This window comes from Sphingobium mellinum (assembly GCF_037860795.1).
Classification (GTDB): Bacteria; Pseudomonadota; Alphaproteobacteria; order Sphingomonadales; family Sphingomonadaceae; genus Sphingobium; species Sphingobium mellinum.
Window position 1 is genome coordinate 77,817 of record NZ_JBANRK010000012.1, and the last position, 23,143, is coordinate 100,959.

The 23,143-nt window shown below is 63.6% G+C and carries 17 protein-coding genes and 1 tRNA gene; 7 read left to right on the plus strand and 11 right to left on the minus strand.

Translation table 11 applies throughout. The features are described from left to right. Positions 1-40: 40 nt before the first annotated feature. The 6 genes from AAC640_RS13095 to yajC all read right to left on the minus strand — a co-directional run bounded on the left by AAC640_RS13095 (position 41) and on the right by yajC (position 5,328). Positions 41-715: an RlmE family RNA methyltransferase gene (locus AAC640_RS13095; RefSeq protein WP_340266945.1), complete on the minus strand. Its 675-nt coding sequence runs from the start codon at positions 713-715 to the stop codon at positions 41-43. Next, entirely contained in the window at positions 712-1,830 is a 1,119-nt protein-coding gene (locus tag AAC640_RS13100) for a Ppx/GppA phosphatase family protein (protein WP_340266947.1), read from the minus strand. The genes AAC640_RS13095 and AAC640_RS13100 overlap by 4 nt, the downstream gene beginning before the upstream one ends. Before the next feature lie 155 nt (positions 1,831-1,985). Continuing rightward, on the minus strand, positions 1,986-2,324 hold the full coding sequence (locus tag AAC640_RS13105; RefSeq protein WP_340266980.1) for an MTH938/NDUFAF3 family protein: 339 nt from the start codon (positions 2,322-2,324) through the stop codon (positions 1,986-1,988). Between the two features lie 56 nt (positions 2,325-2,380). Beyond that, the gene (gene secF, locus AAC640_RS13110) at positions 2,381-3,367 is read right to left on the minus strand and encodes a protein translocase subunit SecF (RefSeq protein ID WP_340266949.1); all 987 of its coding nucleotides are present in this window, start codon (positions 3,365-3,367) and stop codon (positions 2,381-2,383) included. Positions 3,368-3,385: 18 nt separating this feature from the next. Further along, positions 3,386-4,984, minus strand: coding sequence for a protein translocase subunit SecD (secD, locus tag AAC640_RS13115; protein ID WP_340266951.1), 1,599 nt, complete (start codon positions 4,982-4,984; stop codon positions 3,386-3,388). Positions 4,985-4,992: 8 nt separating this feature from the next. Further along, a complete protein-coding gene (yajC, locus tag AAC640_RS13120) occupies positions 4,993-5,328 on the minus strand; it encodes a preprotein translocase subunit YajC (RefSeq protein WP_340266953.1) in 336 nt (111 codons plus the stop codon). A gap of 190 nt (positions 5,329-5,518) precedes the next feature. Between yajC and AAC640_RS13125 the strand changes: the two genes are divergently transcribed. The 7 genes from AAC640_RS13125 (at position 5,519) to mobF (ending at position 12,848) form a co-directional block, all read left to right on the plus strand. Further along, a tRNA-Pro gene (locus tag AAC640_RS13125) sits at positions 5,519-5,595 on the plus strand. Positions 5,596-5,872: 277 nt separating this feature from the next. Beyond that, a complete protein-coding gene (locus tag AAC640_RS13130) occupies positions 5,873-6,691 on the plus strand; it encodes a hypothetical protein (RefSeq protein ID WP_340266955.1) in 819 nt (272 codons plus the stop codon). A gap of 73 nt (positions 6,692-6,764) precedes the next feature. Next, entirely contained in the window at positions 6,765-6,962 is a 198-nt protein-coding gene (locus AAC640_RS13135; RefSeq protein WP_340266957.1) for a helix-turn-helix transcriptional regulator, read from the plus strand. Between the two features lie 110 nt (positions 6,963-7,072). After that, positions 7,073-7,663: a hypothetical protein gene (locus tag AAC640_RS13140; RefSeq protein ID WP_340266959.1), complete on the plus strand. Its 591-nt coding sequence runs from the start codon at positions 7,073-7,075 to the stop codon at positions 7,661-7,663. Between the two features lie 207 nt (positions 7,664-7,870). After that, complete coding sequence (locus AAC640_RS13145) at positions 7,871-8,242, plus strand: hypothetical protein (protein WP_340266960.1); 372 nt, start codon at positions 7,871-7,873, stop codon at positions 8,240-8,242. Continuing rightward, positions 8,239-10,086 (plus strand): type IV secretion system DNA-binding domain-containing protein, encoded by a 1,848-nt coding sequence (locus AAC640_RS13150; protein WP_340266962.1) that lies wholly within the window; start codon positions 8,239-8,241, stop codon positions 10,084-10,086. The genes AAC640_RS13145 and AAC640_RS13150 overlap by 4 nt, the downstream gene beginning before the upstream one ends. Then, positions 10,086-12,848 (plus strand): MobF family relaxase, encoded by a 2,763-nt coding sequence (mobF, locus tag AAC640_RS13155; protein ID WP_340266964.1) that lies wholly within the window; start codon positions 10,086-10,088, stop codon positions 12,846-12,848. Before AAC640_RS13150 ends, mobF begins: the two co-directional genes overlap by 1 nt. A gap of 318 nt (positions 12,849-13,166) precedes the next feature. Here the strand turns inward: mobF and AAC640_RS13160 are convergent, their stop codons facing one another. From AAC640_RS13160 to AAC640_RS13180, 5 genes are all read right to left on the minus strand, one after another. Next, the gene (locus tag AAC640_RS13160) at positions 13,167-15,686 is read right to left on the minus strand and encodes a S8 family peptidase (protein WP_340266966.1); all 2,520 of its coding nucleotides are present in this window, start codon (positions 15,684-15,686) and stop codon (positions 13,167-13,169) included. Next, positions 15,595-16,590, minus strand: a complete 996-nt coding sequence (locus AAC640_RS13165) for an AAA family ATPase (RefSeq protein WP_340266968.1) — start codon at positions 16,588-16,590, stop codon at positions 15,595-15,597. The genes AAC640_RS13160 and AAC640_RS13165 overlap by 92 nt, the downstream gene beginning before the upstream one ends. 199 nt (positions 16,591-16,789) lie before the next feature. Then, complete coding sequence (locus AAC640_RS13170; protein ID WP_340266970.1) at positions 16,790-18,121, minus strand: hypothetical protein; 1,332 nt, start codon at positions 18,119-18,121, stop codon at positions 16,790-16,792. Beyond that, positions 18,118-19,227, minus strand: coding sequence for a hypothetical protein (locus AAC640_RS13175; protein WP_340266972.1), 1,110 nt, complete (start codon positions 19,225-19,227; stop codon positions 18,118-18,120). Before AAC640_RS13175 ends, AAC640_RS13170 begins: the two co-directional genes overlap by 4 nt. A gap of 358 nt (positions 19,228-19,585) precedes the next feature. Beyond that, positions 19,586-23,143, minus strand: a 3,558-nt coding sequence (locus tag AAC640_RS13180) for an NACHT domain-containing protein (protein ID WP_340266974.1), incomplete at its 5' end; no start/stop codon positions are given.

The window sequence follows — 23,143 nt, forward strand, 5'->3', positions numbered from 1 at the left end:
CCCCCGATTATGCTGTGAAACGACCCCCCAAGCCGCGGCGTCAGCCTGCGTCGTCGGGTCGACCTTTGAAACCCTGCGCCACGACATACCATTCGACGCTGCCCTTGCGACTGGCGGGCGGCTTGGCATGCTTGATGGTCGTGAAATGCTTCTTCAACAGGGCGAGCAGTTCGGCATCGGTGCCCCCTGCGAAGACCTTGGCGACGAAGCTGCCGCCCTTGCGGAGATTTTCGACCGCGAACCAGGCTGCCGCTTCGACAAGGCCCATGGTCCGCAAATGATCGGTCGCGGCATGGCCCACCGTGTTGGCCGCCATGTCGGATATGACGAGATCGGGCGCGTCACCCAGCGCTTCGGCCAGCACCGCCGGCGCCTTGTCGTCCATGAAGTCCATCTGGAACAAGGTGACGCCGGGGATGGGATCGGTGGGCAGAAGGTCGATGCCGACCACCTTCGCCTTGGGCGCCAGCTTGCGGACCACCTGCGCCCAGCCGCCGGGAGCGACGCCCAGGTCGACGACGGCCCGCGACCCTTTTACAAAATGGAACTTCTCATCCAGTTCGATCAGCTTGAACGCGGCGCGGCTCCGCCACCCTTCCGCCCTGGCGCGGCGGACATAGGGATCATTCAGCTGCCGCTCCAGCCAGCGCGTGGACTGCGCCGTGCGGCCCTTTGCGGTCTTGACCCGGACCTTGCCGGTGCCCGCGCCCCTCACATTGCCGCTCCGTCACGGTCCATCAGGCCACGCAATATGCCTTCGCGGATGCCCCGATCAGCGACGCCCAGCCGCTCGGCGGGCCAGATGTCGAGGATCGATTCCAGGATCGCGCAGCCCGCCACCACCAGGTCCGCCCGTTCCGCGCCGATGCAGGGCAGACTCTGGCGTTCACACAGGGGCATGGCCGACAACCTGCCCGAAATTGCGCGCATCGATGCCGTCGGCACGATCAATCCGTCGATCGCCTGCCGATCATAGCGAGGAAGGTTCAGGTGCACGCTGGCCAACGTCGTCACCGTGCCCGATGTGCCGAGCAGTCGCATCGCGGGCGCATCGCGCGGCAGGCGACGGGCAAGCGGCGCGAAGGCATCCGCCACCCGCGCCCGCATGCGTCCATAGGCCGCGATGCGCTCGCCCGGATCGCCATGGTCGAACAATTCGCTTTCGGTCAGCGACACAACGCCCCATGGCGCGCTGACCCAGTCGACGATGTGCGGTTCGCCCGAATGATGGACATCCACCAGAACCAGTTCGGTCGAACCGCCGCCAATGTCGAAGATCAAAGCAGGCCCGTCACCGGGTTCCAGCAGGGCGTGGCATCCCATCACCGCCAGCCGCGCCTCTTCCTGCGCGCTGATGATGTCGAGCACGATGCCGGTTTCGCGATAGACGCGCTGGATGAACTCCGCGCCGTTCGACGCGCGGCGGCAGGCCTCCGTCGCGACCGATCGCGCCAGCGTGACATGGCGCCGCCGCAGCTTGTCTGCACAGACGGACAGGGCCGCAATCGCGCGCTCGATCGCGGCATCGCTGATCCGCCCGGTCGCGGCCAGCCCCTCGCCCAGCCGGACGATGCGCGAAAAGGCATCGACGACGATGAACCCGTCGGAGGACGGCTTGGCGATCAGCAGGCGGCAATTATTGGTGCCAAGGTCAATGGCGGCATAGGATCGCCGTCCGCGTGGCGGATGAGGCAAAATGCCCCGCTGCTTCGACGGGGGAGGTATGGCCGCAGCCTTGCTCCCATTACTCTGGCCGGAACGGGCGCCTTGGCCCGAAACACCCCCAGAGGGACCGGAACTCTGCGGCGATGGGCGGCTGTGCTGCACCATGGCCGTATCTCTTCTTCTTCGCCTCCACCGAAAGGTGAAGGAACTTGCGGTAAGACTATGCGGATGCGACCAAAAGCGCAAGACGGGCCAAGGCATGGCGACAAGGTGGCCGGCCTGGCCGCTCCCGTGGGCGGCAGATGCCGGCGATGGCCGCGTCAGAGCGGCAGCAGGGCGGCGATGATCCAGCGCTCCTCGGCCCGCAATACGCCCCAGGCCCGGGCGGCCGCGCGGCTATCCATAGCTTCCACGCCAATGCCGCGTCCTTCCAGATCGGCGACGAGGGCGCGAGGCGGCCGGCGCATGCTACCCCCGGTGCCGAGCAGCAGGAATTCGGGCGGCGGATCGAGCGACAGCAGCGGCACGAGCGCCGCCAATGTTAGATCCCCGAGCGCAGGCGCATCATCCCAGCCCAGCGCCAGCGCAGGCGTCAGCAGCAGTCCGGTCGGAAACACATCGTCGCGGACGCGGAAGCCGCGTCCCGCGAAGCCGGTGATGATCGGCCCGTGCCCCGTGTCGTCCCGGCGCAGTTCCAGTCCGATCCGCTTGTCGGTCAGGGCCGCGCTCCATCGTCGCGCGGGCCCATCCGCTCCGCCTGGGCGGCAAGGCCGCTCTTGGCGGCCTTGCGTTCGCTGATCTGCGGGCTGAGGCCGAGCGTGATCAGCAGCGAGGAGGACACATAGACCGACGAATAGGTGCCAACGACAATGCCCAGCATCATCGCTGCGGTGAAGCCGCGCAGCACATGGCCGCCAAACAGCAGCAGCGCGCCCAGCGCCAGCATGATGGTGAACGACGTCATGACGGTGCGGGGCAGCGTTTCGTTGACCGACAGGTCGATCAGCGACTTTATGTCCATCTTGCGATATTTCCGCATATTCTCGCGGATACGGTCGTCGATGACCATCTTGTCGTTGATCGAATAGCCAACGATCGTCAGCACGGCGGCAACGATATTGAGGTCGAATTCCAGCTGGGTGACGGCGAAGAAGCCGAGCGTCATCAGCACGTCGTGCATGATCGCGACGAAGGTGGAGACGCCGAACTGCCATTCATAGCGGAACCAGGAGAAGATCGCGATGCCGATCACCGCCAGCATGACGGCGAGCACGCCGTTCTGGATCAGTTCGCCCGAAACCTTGCCAGAGACGGTGTCGTAGCGCGAGAAGGTGACGCCGGGGAATTGCGCCGTCATCGCCTTGCGCGCCTTTTCGACAATGGCGTTGGCCGCGCCCGCGCCGCCCTGTTCGGGAAGCGGCAAGCGAATCTGCACCGTTTTCGGGTCGCCGAACTGCTGGAGCGATCCGTCGCCGACACCGAGACGGTCGATGGTCGTGCGCACCCGGTCGAGCGGCGGCGGCTGTTCGAACCTGGCCTCGATCATCAGGCCGCCGACGAAATCGACGCCCAGGTTCAGGCCGCGATAGGCGGTCGCGCCCACCGCCAGCACGGTCAGCAGCATCGTCAGGGCAAAGGCCCAGTGCCGCAGCTTGACGAAGCCGATATTGGTGTTGTCGGGGACGAGCTTCAGAAGTTTCATGGGTTCTCTCCCGGCCCCTTAAATGTGGATCTCGGTCGGGCGCTTGGCGCGGAGCCAGCGCGACGCGAGCAGGCGGGTGAAGGTGACGGCGGTGAACACGCTGGTCGCGATGCCGATCAGCAGCACGATGGCGAAGCCCTTCACCGGGCCGGAGCCGAGCGCGAGCATGATGCCGCCGGCGATGGCGTGGGTCACGTTCGCTTCGAAGATGGTGCGGCTGGCTTCCTTATAGCCATGCTCGATCGACTGGACGACGTTGCGCCCGCGCCGCCGCTCTTCACGGATGCGTTCGTAGATGAGGACGTTGGCGTCGACCGCCGTGCCGATGGTCAGCACGAAACCGGCGATGCCCGGCAGCGTCAGCGTCGCGCCGAGCATGCCCATCACGCCCAGGATCACCAGCACGTTGATGGTGACGGCCAGGTTCGCATACATGCCGAAGCGGCCGTAGCTGACGAACATGAAGGCGGCGACCGCGACCACCGCGATGAGCGAAGCGACAAGCCCCGCGCGGATCGAGTCCGCGCCCAGTTGCGGCCCGACGGTGCGTTCCTCCACCACGGTCAGCGCGACGGGCAGCTTGCCCGACCGCAGCGCGATGGCGAGCTGGTTGGCGCTTTCGACGGTGAAGTTGCCGCTGATCTGCGCGCTGCCGCCCAAGATCGGTTCGTTGATATTGGGGGCCGACAGCACCTGCCCGTCGAGGATGATGGCGAAGGGGCGGTTCACATTCTGCGACGTGACCTGCCCGAATTTCCGGCCGCCCGATCCGTTGAAGCGGATATTGACGATGGGCTGGTTATTCTGGTCGAAGCCCTGCGTTGCGTCGGTCAGGTCCTCCCCCGACACCATGACCTGCCGCTTGACCGCGATCAGGGGAACGCCGGACGGATTGCCGGGATAGGGCAAGACTTCGCTGCCCACCGGCGCGCGGCGCTGCGCCACTTCGGCGGGGTTGGCGGTGGCGTCCACCAGCTTGAATTCGAGCTTCGCAGTCTGGCCGAGCAGGTCCTTCAGCGCCTTGGGGTCCTGAAGCCCCGGCACCTGCACGACGATGCGATTGTCGCCCTGCTGCTGAATGGTGGGTTCGCGCGTGCCCATTTCGTCGATGCGCTTGCGGATGACTTCGGTCGCGACTTCCATCGCGCTCTTCACCGCATTGTTGATCCCGGCGTCGGTCGGGGTGACGACGATGGTGGAGCTGTTGACCACCTCCACATTGAAGTCGCGCTGGCCGGTGAGGCCCGCACCCTGCGTCAGCGGGCGGATGCGTTCCACGGCTGCGTCGACCTGCGAGGGGTCGCGGACCATGAAGCTCAATTTGCCGTCGCGGCTGGAAATGTCGCCGATCGCGATCCGGGGCGAACCCCGGCGCAATTCGGTGCGGACCTGCTCCTCCATATTGGTGAGGCGCTGCTTCGCGACGTCCTGGGTCGAGGCTTCGAGCAGCAGGTGGCTGCCGCCCGACAGGTCGAGGCCCAGATTGACGCGGGTCTGCATGAAGCCGGGAAGCTTCGAAACGACCGGGTCCGGCAGGAAGCTCGGCACGGCGCAGACTATGCCGATAAGGAGCGGCAGCAGGATCCCGGCAATGGCCCAGCGCGAGAAGTTCAGCATCGAGCGGCTCAGTCGTTCGCGGGCTTGGCGGTCGTGGGATCGACGACGTCGGTCAGGGTGGACTTGACCGCCTTCACCTTCATACCGGGCGCGAGTTCGACATCGACGTAAAATTCGTCGACGCGGGTCACCTTGCCAACGAGGCCGCCGCCGGTGACGACCTGATCGCCCTTCTTCACGGCGTCGATCTTGGCCTTGTGATCCTTCATCTTCTTCTGCTGGGGGCGGATGAGGAGGAAGTAGAAGACCAGACCGAGAAGCGCAAATTGGGCAAGCAGCCCAATGGTGCCGCCCATGTTGGAGGCCGCACCGCCTGCTTGGGCAAAGGCTGGGGAAATGAACATGATGGGACTTTCGCCTTGATTCTCTTGTCCGCCGTGGCGCTCACGAAGGAACGGCCACGGACCAAGGGCGCGCGGCTAACACAGATGAGGCGCGGGAGGCAACATGATTAGGGATTGCGGCGGGCGCGCAAAAAGCGCCCTTCAATCCCTTGCATGTTGATCGACATGCTTCTATTGGGCGCCCTCCGGTCGGGACGTAGCGCAGCCTGGTAGCGCATCACACTGGGGGTGTGGGGGTCGGAGGTTCGAATCCTCTCGTCCCGACCAAGATTTCAATGACTTAGCCAATATTTTTACCCCGCCGGGGGCCGCCAAATTCGCTCTGGTGGTGCGCTGGTGGTGCAAATTTAATCTTGGCGATGGCCACGCAGTGCATCTCAACGCCTCGACATCGCACGCGTCCGGCACCCTTCCGATTGAAGATTCGCCTCACTCTGCTTATGCCAGCCGATAGATGCGAGAGCAGTTGCCTCTTCGCCCCGCCGAGTTCGTCAAAATTCGGGATGGCTATATTGCGTTTCTGAAACGACCAGCAGGAACGACCTTGACCGCCATCATCCCGACAAGTGTGCTCGGCGCGATGGCATCGGCGGCGAAGCGCGGACGCAAACGTCGCAACGGACTCCATTTAGCGCAATTGGCCTCGGTAGTCGTCGTATTGCTAGCTGTGGTACTGATCGCTTCTCAGGATCGGATCGCACACGGCGGCGGTTTGGTCCTGCTTTTTGCTGGAGGCTGCACCTTCATATGGGCGCGCAAACGCGCCAAGGTGCGCGATGAACCGGAAATCGAGGAAATGCTCACCGAGCCGGATGAAACGCTGGCGCGTAATCTGCGGGCGCTTGACGACTTTCGAAAACAGATCGCCAGTGGCGACATCCCATGCATCGAGCGATTTCCCGATGGGAACCTTAAGCCCGTTACGAAGAGCGCCCTTCGCGCATTTCTTGCTGATCATGGCACGCTTCTCATTGTCAGCCGGGATCAAAACCTTTGGCAATGCATCCCGCACCGTCCAATTCCCATGAGCGAATTGCTGGTCAAGCTGGGCGGTCGCGTTGCCCCTGCCCTCGTCACCTCCAGAACATTGCTCGACACCGCCGACCGCGACTTATTCGACCGCCGCATAAAGTGGCTTCTTGCCCATTCCGAAGCAGACCCACGTGCAAACTCCTTCCGCGAGGCGATCCAGATCATCATAGCTTTGCGACGCCCCGAACTCGACCGACTGACGTTCGAACGAAAGAAGGAAATCCTTGGCAAAGAGAGGATTAGCGATAGCCGGATGGAGAAAATCCATGCTGGCGTCTATCCAGCCTTCAACAATTATCTGCGCCAATTGCCCATGCATGAATTCCCGTGAATGCGGAACTGAATAGCGTCCAGCGCCTCCCAAAGCCACGTCCTGCACTCCAAACAGTGGAAAGGACGCCTTCATGCCCCCTGATCGCAACCAACTTCTGACTGTCGTGGACGTGCTCAACGTCACCGGCTTCAAATCTCGGACCACCCTCTATCGCCGCGCCCGCAACGGTAGCTTTCCCAGTCCCTGCCACATTGGCTCTGGCAAGATTCGATGGCGATCCGGCGATGTCGAGGAATGGCTGAACAGCCTTCAGCCCCGCCGTTACTGAACCAAACCCCGGATACTGCCCGGCCTTAGCCTGATCGACGGGCGGTCCGGTCACCGCTGAATCTCCCAGCACAGATTCCATGCAATCGTGATTTCACGAAAGGATGACCCATGCCTTCAATCCGCAACTCCATTGATCGGCTGGCCGCGTGGCTGGCAGACCGATCCTATGTCACACTGCGCTTCACGGTTCACAAGCGGCTTGCGCCCATCGTGGAGCCGCTGATCGAGCGGCTGCTGCCCTTAGATGACGATGGCGAGACCTACCGTTGCTCGATCATTCAATGGACGCTGAACGAACGTCCCGTTCTGCATACTCATCGTGGCGTCGTATCGATCTTGCGGGTAGATGGCCCGTTGCAGGACGCGGGCCAAACCTGTTTCCCCCTGGGCGGGCTGCTCGAAGCCCCGCATGTTACCGCGCATCTTGATCCCATCGCTGCACATCGGCTCGATAGCCGGTTGCAGGACGCCATCGACCGGGTGATCCAGGACTGGATCGTCGAATACGGCCTTTACGATCATCCACGCCAGCGTCGGGAGATTGACCGCCCCAAGGCCGACCAAGAAGCCAAGGCCATGATCGCCGCTTGGGTATCAGACACTACCAACACCAGCCACGACGATGCGGGAAAATGCCTTTCCAGCTTCACTGCTGACACCCCGTGCGCAGCTTGCCGGGAAGGATCGCGCCATGCCTGATCCGGTCGTCCCTTCTGCAAAGTTGCAGGGCTGCGATGCTACGCATCGAGCCAACAATTCAGATACACACCTCACGCACGGGCGCATCCAGCTTTTCTGCGGGTTTGGCGGGATGCTGATAGCATCTCGCCAAAAGCGGCGGCGCGGAAACGGCACAATTCCACCATTTCGCGCGATGGCGAATAGCATCTCGCCGGGAGCGGCACGATGAGCGCCCGCGCCCAGACCGTGCGGCTCTCTCCGGCCCAGCACCGCACCCTTGCCAACTTCGCCAGACAACGCGGATTGAGCGAATATGCCATGCTCGCCCGCGTCGTGGACACGGGGCTTGCTGCCCTCGTTCACGGAACGGGCAGCACAATCGACACCCGCGAGATCGTGACCGAACTAGCATCGGTCGGCACGCGTATTTTCGATGTCGAGCGGATGCTGGACCGCGCGCTGTTCACCGCCTGCGCTGCCTATTGCTACGCCCGCAGCGCGGCGAGTGGTGCGCGCAAGAGCGACGCGATCCTCACCGAGGAGATCACGGCCGCCTACAATCGCCAGCGGGGCCTTGCGCGGGAGAGCCGGCCGTGACCCGCCCCGACGATCGCCGCAACCATGCCGATGCCCTGCGCAAGCATCATCTCAGCACCCAAGGCGCGCGCCTCAAACGGCACGCCATCGTCATGCTGGCCTCCGTTGCCCTCGGCGGAGTGGGATTGCCCAACATTATGCTGGGCCGGGACGTGATGCTCGCCACCGGCACCTATTACTGGGCAAGGACCAAGCTCTGGGCCGTGTCCGGCTGGGAGGCCGATACTGGGGTAGACGTCCATTATCCCGACCATGTCGAAGAAGGGCGATCGGCACGTCAGATCATAGCGCATCCCTATTTCCGGCGGCGCGTCGATCTTGTCTGGTCCTATGCCAGATTGGGTAGCGCGTTAGGCTTTGGCGGATGGTTTGCAGCCCTGATTGCCCTGCGCGGCGCGATGGCGCGGCGACGCGAGCGCCTGCTCGCCGATCGATGGATCGGAGGAACGCGGGTGGTAGACGAGAAACAGCTGGCCAAATTGACCGGCAGGAAAGCCGACGTCCGCACACTGTCCATCGGCAAAGTGGGTATACCAGCCCGGCTGGAAACCAGGCACGTGGCGATGATCGGTACGACAGGCAGCGGTAAGACCACAGCCTTGCGTCAGTTGCTTGACGGCATCGAAGCACGGGGCGAAGCAGCCCTGGTCTATGACACCAGCGGCGAGTTCATCGCGCACTATTATAATCCAGCGCGCGGCGACATCATCCTCAATCCGTTCGATGCCCGTTGCGCCTTTTGGTCGCCCTTCGCCGAGATCGCACATCCCGCTGATGCCGACCGCATCGCACACCAGCTTATCACCGAGACGGGCCAGCATGATAGCGACGTGTGGCTCGACACCAGCCGCATTCTTGTCGCCAATATGATCCGAGCTTTGTGGCAGGAGAACAAGCGCACGCTGCCCGACCTACTCCATGCCCTAAAGAACCGGCCGAAAGACGACCTTAAGGAATGGCTGGCCACCAGCTCATCGGCACGGACCTTCGCGGACGATGCCGACCGGGCGACCGGCAGCGTGCTGTTCATGTTGGCCAAGGCAGCGGACCTGATCCAGTTCCTACGCGCCGAAGACGACAAGTCCAAACCCTTCGCCTTCCGCACCTTCATTGAAAAGCTGGACCAGCATCCTGGTGCGCGGCCCTGGATATTCGTGCCAAGGAAGGAGGACTATTTCGAGGCATCGAAGCCCCTTCTCGCCTGCTGGCTGGAATGTGCCGCCAGCGCCATGCTGGGCCTGCACCCTTCCGAAGACCGGCGCATCTGGTTCGTGCTGGACGAACTGGCCGACCTGCCCCGCGTTGATAATCTGGCGCGGCTGCTGCCCGAGGGTCGCAAGTTCGGCGCGGCAGTGGTGCTGACCTTTCAGGCGCTGGGGCAGATGCAGCACCGCTATGGGCCTCAGATTGCGGAATCCATGCTGGGCTGCTGCAACACCAAGCTGTTCCTGCAAACCATCGACAGCGACACCCGCCAATGGGCCAGCCAAACGATCGGCGATTGCGAAATGGAGATCCGGACCAAAACCGACATGCTCGGAGACGGCGATGAGGGCCACCGCATCAATCTGGGCAGAATGCGTGAGGTGCGGCCTGCCGTCATGGAGAGCCAGCTACGCCTTGCGCGGCACGAGGGCTATCTGTTGCTGCCCGACGGCTTGCCGGTGGCGAAGATCAGGCTGACCGCCGATCACATTGCGCGGCGCGGTACCCCCCGCCAGCAGGGATTCATCGCTGCCGATCCGGCGACCATGCTCTGGGGACAGGCCGCGCGAGCCGCGCCGCCACCACCAGCGCCCTCGTCGTCGCCATCCACGAAGCCCGACAGTCAGGGGCCGGTGTGATGGTGGCGTCGGTATCGGCGCTGACCAGTTCGGCGCAGGCCAGCAGCTATTATGAAGTCGACGACTATTATGCCGAGGGCGGGCTATCGCCGTCCCAATGGCAGGGCAAAGGCGCAGAGGCGCTAGGCCTGACCGGGGAGGTGGACCGCGATCAGTTCCGCGCCTTGCTCGACGGCAGGATCGACGATCAGCAGCTTGGTACTGTTCGGGACGGGCAGGTGGAGCATAGGCCCGGATGGGACGTGACCTTGAGCGCCCCCAAGTCCGTGTCGATCATGGCGGAGGTCGCGGGCGACCGGCGGCTGATCGAGGCGCATGGGCAAGCCGTGAAAACCGCCATGGCCCATGTCGAACGGCATATGGCCGCCACCCGTATACGCGACGGCGGCAACGTCACCCGCGAGGCGACCGGCAATCTGGTCGTCGCCAGCTTCCAGCACGGCACCAGTCGCGCGCACGACCCACAGCTTCATACACACAATGTCATCATGAACGCGACGCAGGGTGAGGACGGTGCCTGGCGTAGCCTTGAGCCGCGCGCGATCTATCAGCTTCAGAAGCAGATCGGCGCGATCTACCGACAAGAACTGGCGATGAAGGTTCGCGAACTCGGCTATGAGATAGAGGCAGGTAAGGAGTCCATGTTCGAGATCAGGGGTGTCTCCACCGAAGTCATCGAGGCCTTCAGCACCCGCAGCGCCGAGATCGAGGCGGCACTAGCGGAGCGCGGCACGTCCCGCGAGGCGGCCAGCGCGATCGAGAAACAGGTTGCCACGCTCGACACACGCGAGGCCAAGGTTGCCGCCGATCATGCGGGGCTTGTCGCGGAGTGGCGCGAGACTGCGGTCAAAGCGGGGTTCGGGGCGGAGGCAAGGTTGGCGATGGTCAGGCACGCAGAAGCCAAGGCCGCCGATCTGGCCTATCGCGCCGCCATCGACATGCAGGGCAACGGGGCCGCAGCCCGCGCCGTCGCCTATGCTGCCGACAAGTTGGGCGAACGGCAGTCGGTATTCTCTGCCGCAGCCTTACAGGAGGAAGCCGGGCGGATCGGGTTGGGCAAGATCGGTTACGCCCAGATCGGAACTGCCATCGAGACGGCGACGAAACAGGGCGAGTTGATTGACCGTATCCATATTGATCGGCGCGGAGCGGCGTTTGCCGGGTTCACCACGCGCCAGAATGTTGAGACCGAAGCCAGAATGCTGCGGATCGAGTCCGAGGGGCGTGGCATGTTTGCCCCCATCGCATCACCGCTTGCCGCCGCCAAGGCTGTTGCCGGCGCAGCGGCGCAGGCCGAGCGCGCGGGCCATAGCTGGAATACCGATCAGCGCGTCGCTACCGAGCAGCTTCTGACCAGCCGCAACCGGATCACCGCCGTTCAGGGCTATGCCGGCACCGCCAAGACCACAACCGTGCTGGCGACCTTCGCCCGCGAGGCCGAGGCGCGCGGGACTGCGGTGACGGCCCTGGCTCCGACTGCTTCGGCGGCGATGGTGCTGGGCGAAGCGCTGGGCACGCGCGGCGATACCGTCGCTCGGCACCTGCTGTCGCCAGAGCGTGGCGATCCCACCCGGCCCGCCGCGTGGATCGTGGACGAGGCGTCGCTGTTGTCAGCGCGCGATACCACGCGGCTGTTCGATCTGGCGATGAAGCATAATGCCCGCATCGTGCTGGTCGGCGACGTGAAGCAACTGGGGTCTGTCGAGGCGGGTGCGGCCTTTGCCCAGTTGCAGGGCGCTGGTATGGAAACCACCAGGCTGGCCGAGATCGTCCGGCAGACCAACCTCGCCACCAAGGAGGCCGTGCTGGCGTCGATCGAGGGGGATGCCAGGAAGGCGCTGGCCGCGCTGGACCGGGGTGGTGGGCAGATCATCGAGAGTGCTGAACGCTCGACACGCTTCGCTGCCATTGCCGAGCGGTATGCGGCGCTGGACAAGGCAGAGCGTGCCAGCACCATGGTGATCGAGCCATCGCGTGAGGGACGCGATGCGCTGACCGCCGACATTCGCGCGGCGCTCACCCGGTCGGGGGCGCTGACCGGGCCTGCCGTCACCGTGGAAGCCCTCGTCAACAAGGGGCTGACACGCGTGGAGGCGCGCGATCCCTTGAGTTACGACATGGGCGATGTGATCCGCTTCACCCGCGACTATGCCGACAAGGGCGTGGTGCGGGGTGCAGCCTATCGCGTCGAGAGCATCGACCCAGTCAGGGCCGCCATCGCGCTCAAGGCGGAAGATGGACGCGAGGTGGACTGGCGGTTGCGGCAATGGGGTGCGGGGCATGCCCAGGCGTTTGCGCCGCAGCCGATAGACCTGAAAACGGGCGACAGTATCCGCTTCGCCCGCAACGACCGCGAGGCTGGCCGGATCAACGGCGAGCGCGGCGAGGTGATCACTCTGGACCAGCAGGCCCGCACGGTCACAATCCAGACTCAGAGCGGCAAAACCGAAACGCTCCGTCTTGATACCACGCGCGACCGGCATATCGCCCATGCCTATGTGGATACCGCCTTTGCTGCGCAGGGCCGCACCGCCGATCATGTGATGATCCATGCCGACAGCAAGGCGGCCAACCTTGTCGATCAGAAGTCCTTTTATGTGGGGATTTCCCGGGCGAAGGAATCCGTAACCATCTTTACTAACGATCGTGGCAAGCTGGTTGCCGCGATTGGTGAACGGGCTGGGCAGGTGCAGGCTGCTATCATTCAGGCTGCGGCCTCGGGGCTGGCGGCGGGAAACACGAAAGGAGCTGGTCTGGGATGAGGCTTGGCTTACGCCCACAAGCCTAACGGGACGGGGGATCATCTGACTTATCCCGCTTTTCTAACCGGCATTTGTTTGTCTGCCTTCATCGTAAAGGAATGACCGATGCGTTGGACACTCCGGAACGGCGGGTTCCGGAGATGAGATTGGCGGAAACGGTCGTTCCTTCAGCCAGTTGGCTACCCGCTTTGGGAGCAGAGCGTCGCCCCGCATGATAATTTCGACGCATTATCAAGACGCCAAGTGCCAAGGTGAATCGTTGTCGCTACCGATGCGGTTGCGAACGGATCATATTGAGGAAATGCGCACAACAGCTTATCAAACCGCCACAGGAACAGTCGGTTTAATTTGAACACGGTTCAGCACCTGCGTGTAAACTTCTGCTTCGCCAGGCATTTCGAGTGTCGTTACAATAGCGAAATTTGCGGCCATGTCGCCATCGTCGACCTCACGCTGCACATCGATATCGAAGAAGCCCGCCGCTGCAATTGCAGCTGCCTTTTCGCCATCCCACCTTCGATGGACGACAGTTCCCTTGTGCGCCTGCTTCGGGTCCGGTTGGATGCCGCTGGCCTTGAGGCCCGCCGCACCAAGCTGGTTGGGCTCAACGATCTTCATCCGGACTGAGCGGTAGGCAACCGCACCCGGGCGCGGCGGCGAGAACCAAGCGAGTGTCGCCGAGAGACCGTGCGGCTGCGCCTTCGCCGACATCGTTGCGGGCCAAGGTACGCGAAAACGCATACCCTGATCCGAAGCAAGCGCCCCCACCGCCCAGAGGGTGGCTCTGTCATCAGCGCAATTGATGATGAGTTCTGGATTATAGGCCCCGAACCCGAGATAGCGACGAACATTATCTTTCTGGCGATAACTGTATTTGCCCTCAGGCGGTCCTAGCACCTCGACCAGAAGGTCACGCGCATCCGTCCATCGAGCGCCGTGGACGAGCAGGGCCTTAAGCAGGCAAGCTCGTTGTGCGCTCGGGATCGCCCCGAAATCGGGATATGCTGCCTCGAGAGCTTCGTGCGCGCGCGCAGCGACGCCGGTAGCGAGCGCAGCCGCGACACTCGTTCCAATCGATCTCGCGGTGACGTTGGGTCCGAGCGATGTCGCCGATGGCGGCGCGGCGACAGCAATCCCGCCAAAGGCGGCTGCGTTGGTCGTGAGCGGCTGGAGGCGGTGGTCATCGCCCTGCGGCCAAACCATCACGTGATGGCGTCCACCGGGCGCGAGGATGTCGGGCTTGGTTGCACCATTATGCCCCGGCCCCAAACCACTCGAGACAGTGCACAGGCCGGTATCCTCCCAGATGTTGCAATAGGAAGCCGGCAAAGCGTGCGGATAGGCGAACTGGTCAGCGTGGAGCGCGCCTACCGTGATCGCGTTCATCGACTCCGCCGGCGCAAGGATGCGCCGCGACGCCATTTGCGCAGCGCTCGCCTTAAGTGCGACACGCACCTTCTCCGGGGCGGTCAGCGCTTCGAACTGGCCAGCGGTCATCGCCGCAGTCTCGAGCGGCGCGTCATGATTGCCTGCGCTGATGATGAACAAGATTCCGTAGGTGCTGGCGAGATGGTCGACGACCCGTGCCCAGCCTGACAGCCGGCCGGCGAACGGCTTGTTCGGGTCTCCAAGCGACGCGTTGATGATGAGCACGTGGCGCGCAGTCGGGGCATCGCCGGTGCGCATTGCCAGGATCGCGCGCTCGAACATGTCGGCAGGCAGTAAGTCGGGGAAGCGCTCGGGCTGGTTCGCGTCGGCGGTCGCGTAGAGCATGTTGACAAAATGAACGCGGCGCTCGAGCGGGCGATCCCATACGCCGTTGATATCGCCATGGATGACGGCCGAGGCCATCGCCGTCCCGTGCTTGCGCGCGCCGACCGCCAAGCCATCGAGGCCGAACAGGTCATCGATGCTGAGCGTCCCAGCGAGGCGGGGGTGCGCCGACAAGGGTACCGCGTCGAAGATCGCCGCGATCGGATCACCGGCAAGCACTGGCGCGCCGCCGTCCGGCAGGCCAGCGACCTCCTCGGACGGCGTGATCTGGAAGATGCTCTGCGGCCGGATCTGGAGTATCGATTCGCGACCGGCAAGACCGGCCGGGTTGCGCGCAACCACGGCTTGCAGCGCCGCTGCCGGAATATCGGCGAGCAAGGCATGATAGCCGGCGCCGGCGATGCGCGAACGCGAGACGATGGTGCCGCCTACGGCCAGAATGCCGGCGCGTGCGTCGGCCTCGATTGGGTCGCTATCGCGCCGAAAGACGAGCTCGACCTCGACCCGTGCCGCTGGCGCGCCGCGCGCGAGCTCTTCGCTCAGCACGCCGAGATCTTCTGGGGTGACGCGGTCATGCGGACCCCAGGGCCGGATATCGCGGAGCTGCGAGAGCATCGTCTTCCACGCGCTGAAGCGCGGCGGGACAGTGCCATTATTCTGCCAGCCGCGCCACAAAGTGACGATGTTGCGCAGCGCCGCCTCGCTCGGAACCATCAGATAGACTGCTGGGCTCTTGTCGAGATCGTCCTCGTCGAGATCCTCGACGCCCAGGAACTCCAGTCCGGGTACGAGCCGCACCGCTTCGGTGAACTGCATCACTCCGCCGGTCAGCTCGAAGACGAGCAGGCGCTCAGGCGCGAGCGCTGCCGGATCGGCGCGCAGCTGGAGCATCGGAGTGTTGTCGTCGAGCTGGGCAGCGAGTCCGGCGAGCTTCTGGCCCGCAGGTGTCTGGGCTTGGTCGGCCGGTTCGAACTTACGGGAGCGGCCGAACCCTCCCCCGGTCCTTCTTGGAATCGCTGCGGGAGCGCCGAGGCGCAGGAGCGGTTGTTTCGGGGGCAGTGCCATCGCTCTCCGGTCTTATGCGGGTTTTCCAGAGACGCAGCTCCTGAGCGAGGACGCTCTTCAGTGTCTCGGCCCCCTGGGACAATATGTGTCGCCGCCGGATATTCTGGCAGAATTCGAAGATGTCGGCAAAACTAGATGCGCCCATTTGGGCGGCAACCGCAGTTGCTGTCATTCCGGCCGGCTCCGGCCACACCTCGAAAAACCGTTCGATCAGTACCGCGGCAGATTCGCGCGATGGGTGTGGCATGTCGATCCGCAGCTGGAAACGCCGCCACACCGCGCGGTCGAGCAGCTCGGCATGGTTGGTCGCCGCGACGACCACGACATAGCTCGGAAGCTGGTCGAGCTGCATGAGCAGGAAAGAGACGACGCGCTTGATCTCGCCCGTCTCGTGGATGTCGCCGCGTTCCTTACCGACCGCGTCGAACTCATCAAAGAACAGGACGCATGGCGTCGCCCGCACATATTCAAACAGGCGGGCGAGCCGCGCATTCGTTTCGCCGAGATATGCGCCAACCAGCGCATCGTAGCGGACTGTGAGCAACGGCACCGCGATCGCCTCGGCGACGGCCTCGGCGAGCGAAGTCTTGCCGTTGCCGGGCGGGCCCGACAGCAAGATGCGATGGCGCGGCTGCATACCTTGCGCGCGCAGCAGGTCGGCACGGTGCTGCTCTTCCACCAGCTGGCGAGTGAGCCGCTCGGCCGGGAGCGTCAGGATGAGGCTGTCCAGCGCGACGCGCGGCTCCGATTCGATTACGAAGTCGCGACCCGGTGCGCCGGTCCGCCGCAATTCGCTCGACGCAGTGACCGGCACCGAGGCCAGGGCGCGGTGAAGCTTGTCGGCCAGGATATGGTGGCTTTTGGCGCGTTCGTCGGCGACGAGCGCCTCGACGGTGGTGGTCAATGTCGAACGGTCGCCAGAAGCTCCTGCCTTTACCAACGAAACAAGGAGATCACTTCTAGCCATCGATCAACCACACCACCCCTTCGCCTGCGGGCGAAGAGTAACATGCTGTCAGCTTCCTGTGAATCCCTGTCGGTTCCAAAAGCATAACAGCTTGCCAGCCGCGCCTTCGTCGGGGCGATTACGGCTCCGGCGCGGCCTAGTCGAGCTCGATCACTGTACCAGAGCTATAGGGCTGGAATTCGGGCAACATGGACAGGATCGAGCCATCGGGCTGCAGGAATTCGTGATTCGCGCCCGGGATCAGCTCGGGATCGAGCGGGATGCGGGCGTTGGGATTGTGGAGGATCACCATCCCCTCGACCCATTTCTCGGCATAGCCGGGCGCATGGACATCGCGCGAGAACGGCAATGGCCCGGGACCATCGGGATCAATTTCGCCGCGGCGGATGCCACTATGCGTCATCTTGATTCGGCGATCGCCGAAGCCTGCGACAAACCCCATGCGATTGAATTTCGGGATCGTCCCGATGGGATTGAGCATGACGGCGCTCACATTCTCCGATTCGGGCAGCCCGAAGAAATGCGACGGCTCGTGCGACCGTCGGTAGACGTGCTTGTGGAGCCGTTCGATGCGTCGCTTGCCATCGACGATCGAATGGCGAACGCCGAACACATATTCGGTCGCCGGCATGATGATGCGCGACATCGCCTGCGGCGCATGGAAATCCTGGAGCGCGATAAGGAAGGGGATGTCCTCGACACCCGGTACCGTCCAGTAGCGGGTCTTGTGGTAGAGCTTGCGCGTCAGCGCGCGGGCGAGCTTGATGGGAACATAATTCTCGATGTATGCGCGCGCTTCGGCGAGGTTAGCGGGCTTTGGCACGCTGCCTTGCTGTGGCGGATTAACTGTTGTCGCCTCGATGGCGAGCCGTCCGCTCGGGCCGGTCAGCAGCAGATCGGGGACAGCGGCACCCTCCTCACGCGCGAAGCCGAGCTCGGTGAAGGTGGCGAACAGATAGAGCTCCCACACCCGCGGATCGAACCCGCCGGTCTGGAACTGCTCGATGAAATTGCCGTCGGCATCCTCGTAGAAGCGCATCATCGCCTGGATCAACTCGCGCGCCGGAGCGTAGCGCGGTTCCTCGAGCAGGATGCGGAAGGTCGGGTTGAGGCGCGCCTCGGGAACGATCGGCGCGAAGAAATCGACGGGCGCGCCGGCCTCATCGCCCTGATGATAGCTCTGGTCGGGTTCCGCCGCATGCGCGGCCATGGCGGTGTCGAGCGACGCCCGCGCCTGCGCGAAGCTCGCAAGCGACGCTTCGACAGCAATCCCACGGAAGCGCAGCCGGCGGTCGCGGCCCAGTAGCACCCAGCCATAATCGCGGTCGATGCGGTCCCAGGTTACGACGCCGATCAGTCGCTCATCGGCCGTCGCGAACCACGCCGCTTCCTGCAACAGCGTGACGAGGTCCGGCCGCCGGGTGTAGCCGGCGAGCGCTTCGAAGCGCTGCTCGGAGAGCTCTTTCACGCGCCCGCATGCCCAGCTAATGCAGTCACGGGCTGCCAAGCCCGTATGCCGGCTTCGGCGGTCGCGATCATCTCCGCGATCGGGTCTCCCGGCAGGTCGTTGCCGCGCGCGCGGCCGGGACCGACGCGTTCGATGCAGGCGAAGAAATGATCGCTAATCGTGCGCGCGTCCCGCTTGGACCACCAAGCAGCGAGCGCTTCGCCTAAGCTCGACTGATCCTCGTTCGGCTCCGGGCCAAGCAGCAGCAACGGCGCGGCCTCGGCGAGCGCGCGGTCGCACGTTGCCAAGATGTAGCGTTTGCCGGTGCGTTCGCCGGCCGGGATGAGCCGGACGAACTCGCTGAGATAGGTGATGTCCCATGCCGTGTTGCGGGCGCCGGCGACGGCTTTTTCGCGATCGGGCGACTTCACATGCTTGATCATGCCGCCGCGAACACTGTGAGTCGAAAAACAACGGGCGGCGAAGATGACCGCCGGACCCGCCAAGATGAAGTCGTCGATCATCCAGTCGAGTAGCGCGATCACGCGTTCGACCGGGCGCAGCGAGGTCCGCGCCAGCTCCGCGATCTTCATGGCAACGATGTAATTGCGATCCCAGCGGTTCGGCGGATAGGCGAGGTCGTGGGTCTCCAACGCTTCGGCATGGCCGAGGTCGACATTTCGGGAGCGACCCAAGGCAAGGTCGATCCATGGCCACGCGTTGCCACGATCGGCGGCGCGAAACCAGGTCAGCTCGTGGTGCGCTGTATGATTTCCGTCGCGATGCGCGAGCTCGTGGAAGGCGATACCGGGATTAATGTCGAGGTTCATCGCCTGGGCGAACGCCATCAGCTGGATCGCGACTTGAGTGACAGGGTCGTCGAGCGGGTAGTTTTCCTGCGTCGCGACGCGCGCCATTCGCGAAGCGATGTTGCGATCCGGGATCAGGATCGTCGAGAGATTTTCGATCTTCTCTGAGAAGACAAGCGCGCTGACGTCCAGAAATCCGATGGGTGCCGGGATATAGCCGGGTACGAGAGCACCGGAAGCGAGAAGCCGGCCACCGAGTTCTTGCACGTCCTTAAGCGGAAAATCGGGGTCGAGGAACAGGATTACTTCTTCCGACATGCGACTCTGCTCAGGATCAATGGCGTGGCGTGCATGATGCTTCTTGATCGTAATGGACGCCGTCCGGCAGACCCGCGATTCGCGCGTTTGATCGCCCGCACGCCACCATAATAGCTTTCCGCAATTTTGCGACTTTGCACCTTAGGTATCAAGAAAGTCCCAACGTCGGTCTATAGCTGTCAGCGACGGCCGGATGAACGAAGGGCAGGTGTCAGGGAGTCGTTTTGCACGGTCGAATGTCGGCTTTGTCGGCGGGACCACGCGCCAGCTCCAGGCCTTGATCGAAGCGATACTCGCAGAGGAACGCGCCGCGGCGATCCAGCACAGTTTTCGCTGATTTCGGATTGAGCCGATCAATTCAGGCTGCCTCGAGCTTCTGCATTCCCATCAGACCGTCCTCGACAAGGCGGTCGATCAGGTCGAGCGCGCGGGTTCGGCGCAGGGGGTGGTCGATGTTCGAGGCATAGAGCTTAAGCGCCAGCTCGCCTATCTCGTGCAATTCATAGGCCCGGGGATCATTATTTCCTTCGGTGCGCGCCTTGAGTGTATCCTCGAGTAGCCTGAGCACGAGCTCGTCGAGCCCGGGCGGCGCGTGTTCCAGCCGGTGTAGGAAATAGGTCCGGTCGGTTTCGAAATATCGGGACGCGACATAAGCTTCGAACAGCTCCGCATGCGAGGCGATGTCCGAAGTCCTCATGCGCCGGAAACAGTCACTCGCTTCGTGCCGTACCGTCTCATCCTCGTCGTCGAACAAGCGAATGAGCCAATCGGTGCAGGTTGTGCCGAAACGGACGGATTCGAAATTCGCGGCTGCAACGGCGGCGGCCGCAGAGCGATAGTCAGCGCCGGATTCCAGCAGATTCTCGGCGAGCGGCAGCCATTCGGGATCGTCCAGGCTATGCTGGAAAACCGCCAAGGCAGCAAAGCCACGCGCGAGCGGGTCCTGATTGATCAGGTAGAGATTGATCAGCTCGGCGAAGCTGGCGATGTCCAAGTCCGCGACCCACCCGACGATCTGCTGGCCGTTATTTGTGTAGAAAGCTTCCGGACACGCGCGCACGATGCGTAGCGCCCAGTCGATACCGTGTTTCCCCTCATGCTTGAGTGCGCTCATCAGCAGCCCGCTGAGCGACGAATGGACATGGGCGGCGGCCGGGACGCCGATAATTGGATCAAGGATCGGCCGATATTTCTCAAACGTCTCCTTCGAGCTCCAGCACATGCCGCCGAGCATTTCCAATGCCGAGCCTCGCGCCGAATTTATCGCCTTGCCGTTCAAGTCGCTGCCCAACGTGAAGGCGCGCTTCCAGTCGGGTTCCTTGGCGCGTTCGCCATCCTTGATGTCGCCGATGCCAGTACTATCGTCATCGCCGGTGGCGACCGTCAACAGCAAGCTCTCGGCACGTGGCCCGAGTGCCCCAGTGCAAGCTCGGATCATCCAGATCAGCGAGCGGTCGTCCGGCCTGGCCGCGGGGTTGGCATCCACGATTGCGAGCACGCGCTCGATTATGTCGGTATCAGGCTTAGTCTCGGCGATCCCGGCGATGATCCCCCAAGCGAAATCCTGATATGTGTCTTCTGGAAACCGCGCGAGCAACGCGAGGAACCGCTCGGGCGCTTCCTTCGCGCGCTCCTTCAATTCGCGCGACAACTCCATTGCGCCGCCAGTGAGGCCATCGCCACGCCACCGCATTTCTTCTCGCGGCCGGCTGAACTTGCGGATCGCGGTCAGCCAGGCATCATCGTTCATGAACTTGGTGCGCTCGCTGGCGATCGGTGAGCGTACCATGCCCCCGCGAATGCCGTCGGGCTGTTCGGGCCTTTGGCCACGGAATTTGCGCTCGAGTTCGGCGAGCCGCTTTGCCGCGCGTGGCGATAGCTGGTTCGCTCCGATCTGCAGCAGTACGGACCATTCTCGCTTACCCGACTCATTGAGGCAATAACTCGCATAACCCCGGGTTTGGTACGGCGGCTGGGGCTCGTCGGTATCACTCTCCGCACGCGCAAGGGCGCGCTTGGCACAGGCGATCTCGGGTCGGAGCGCGAGGATCGCGGCTTCCGCCCGCGCCCGCTCAGTCTCAGTTAGCCATGGCATGGCCGAAGCGATCGCGAGGCCCGCCGAATGCCCGTCAGCGCTGTACCAACCTGCCTTGAACAAGCCGGGATTGTCGAATTGCTCGACCAGCAGATCCCGCAAACCTTGCGCGTTTGTCGCAACGGTTTCGAGCAGCAGATGGAGGCTGGTGATATGAGCCTCGGGTCGCAGGTCACGGAGCAGTCGCATGACCGCTTGTGGGTCGCTGCGCGCGACTTCCGCGAGAGCGGCGCGCACGATGTCGAGAAGATCGACCGATCGCACATCAGTCCGGTCCCAGCGCCGCCAATACCAGATAGCGTCCTCGGCGGGTAGCTCCTCATCCTTGCGCGCGCGTTCCATCGCCAGGCGCATGAAGGGCAGAAGTTGCTCCAGAAGCGCGAGCGGCGCGGCCTTGGCGAGCTCACTCAGCCAGTGCATCGCTGACCCGCCATCTTCATAGCGACGCTTGAACGGGTGCCCTTCGGGATTGAGGCGAAACCAGCGCCCTAGCTGCGCGCCGAAGATCCGCGCCGCCTCTTGGGGAGCGGTCTTGATCCACGACGCGTAATAATCGTCCCAATCATTGCCGCCATTCTCCCAATCCTCAGGAACCGAGTGGTTGAGTGCGGTGATGAGGCTGTCAGCGAGCGGCCGAGCATCGGCCTTAGGGTCGATGAACCGCAGCGTCCCGAACACGTCGCGCACGTGATCGGGACGGCGTTCAAGAAAATCGTTGATCAGCGCCGCGACCTCGAGCGACGCCACCGAGCGCAGAAAACCGAGCGCCCAGCTGAGATCGTCACCGTCGCTGGCGAGCCAGACTTCGAGCACGCCGTGGGTACGCAACAAATCGAACCACGGTCGGCGCTCGAAAATGACGTGCCCCGCCTTGCGCGGCAGTCCGTCACACGCGGCATAGCGAGCGACCAATTCCCATTCGCCAAGCGTTGGGTCCGCAACTGTGGCGAGCCACCGCACGATCGTCTCGCGGATATGCGGCCGAACGCGCGCATCGCTCAGGATCGCTTGCAAGTCGGTGAGATAGCGGGCGGGCTCGAGCTCGCGTTCGAATGCGAGGATCTGCCGCGCTTGGGTTCGGCGAAACAGCGTTTGTTCGCTTGCCAGCAGGAAGTCGATCAGCGGCTTGCGCTCCTGCACGAACGTCCGCGCATGGAGATAGTCGAACAGCGATTCGTGGATGAAGCCAACCCGATGGCCTCGCACCACTATCAGCCCGGCGCGCTGGAGTAGATCGAGCGATCCGGCGAATGGGTCCAGCGCCGCCACGGGTGCAATCAGCTCCTGGCGCTCGCTCATCGCCGTGGCGAGCGCGGTCAGCGGCGAATAGACGCTCCAGCCCGGGCGGAAGTCGCGCTGGATTTCCTGATCACGCGTTTGGAGCAGGCGTCCGTAAAGCTCGGAAAGATGCTCAACGCGACGCAAGTCGCTGATCCCGCTTTGCGCGAGCGTTGCCGCGAGCGTCAGTCCAATCGGCAGTACAAGCAGCGCCATCAGCCGGGCATTGCTGGCGTCATGGAAGATACCGAGCCGGGTGAGCACCGGATCGATCTCGGTGCGCGCGAACGGCCCGACATCGACGCGAACATTGCCTTGGGTCGCGGCGATATCGCGATAGCCGTGGTCGTTCTCGAGATCGAAGCTGCGGCACGCAAAGATCAGCTGGACGCGCGGATAGAGCGCGGCCTTGCGGACCAGGTCAAGCACGACGCGGCGTAGCTGGGCGGTTCGGCCCGACACTTCGGTAAGCGGGGTCTGACGGCCGCCTTGCGCCGCTCCCGATCGCCGGGATGATTGCCGCTCTTTGAGCGGAGTGGCGGG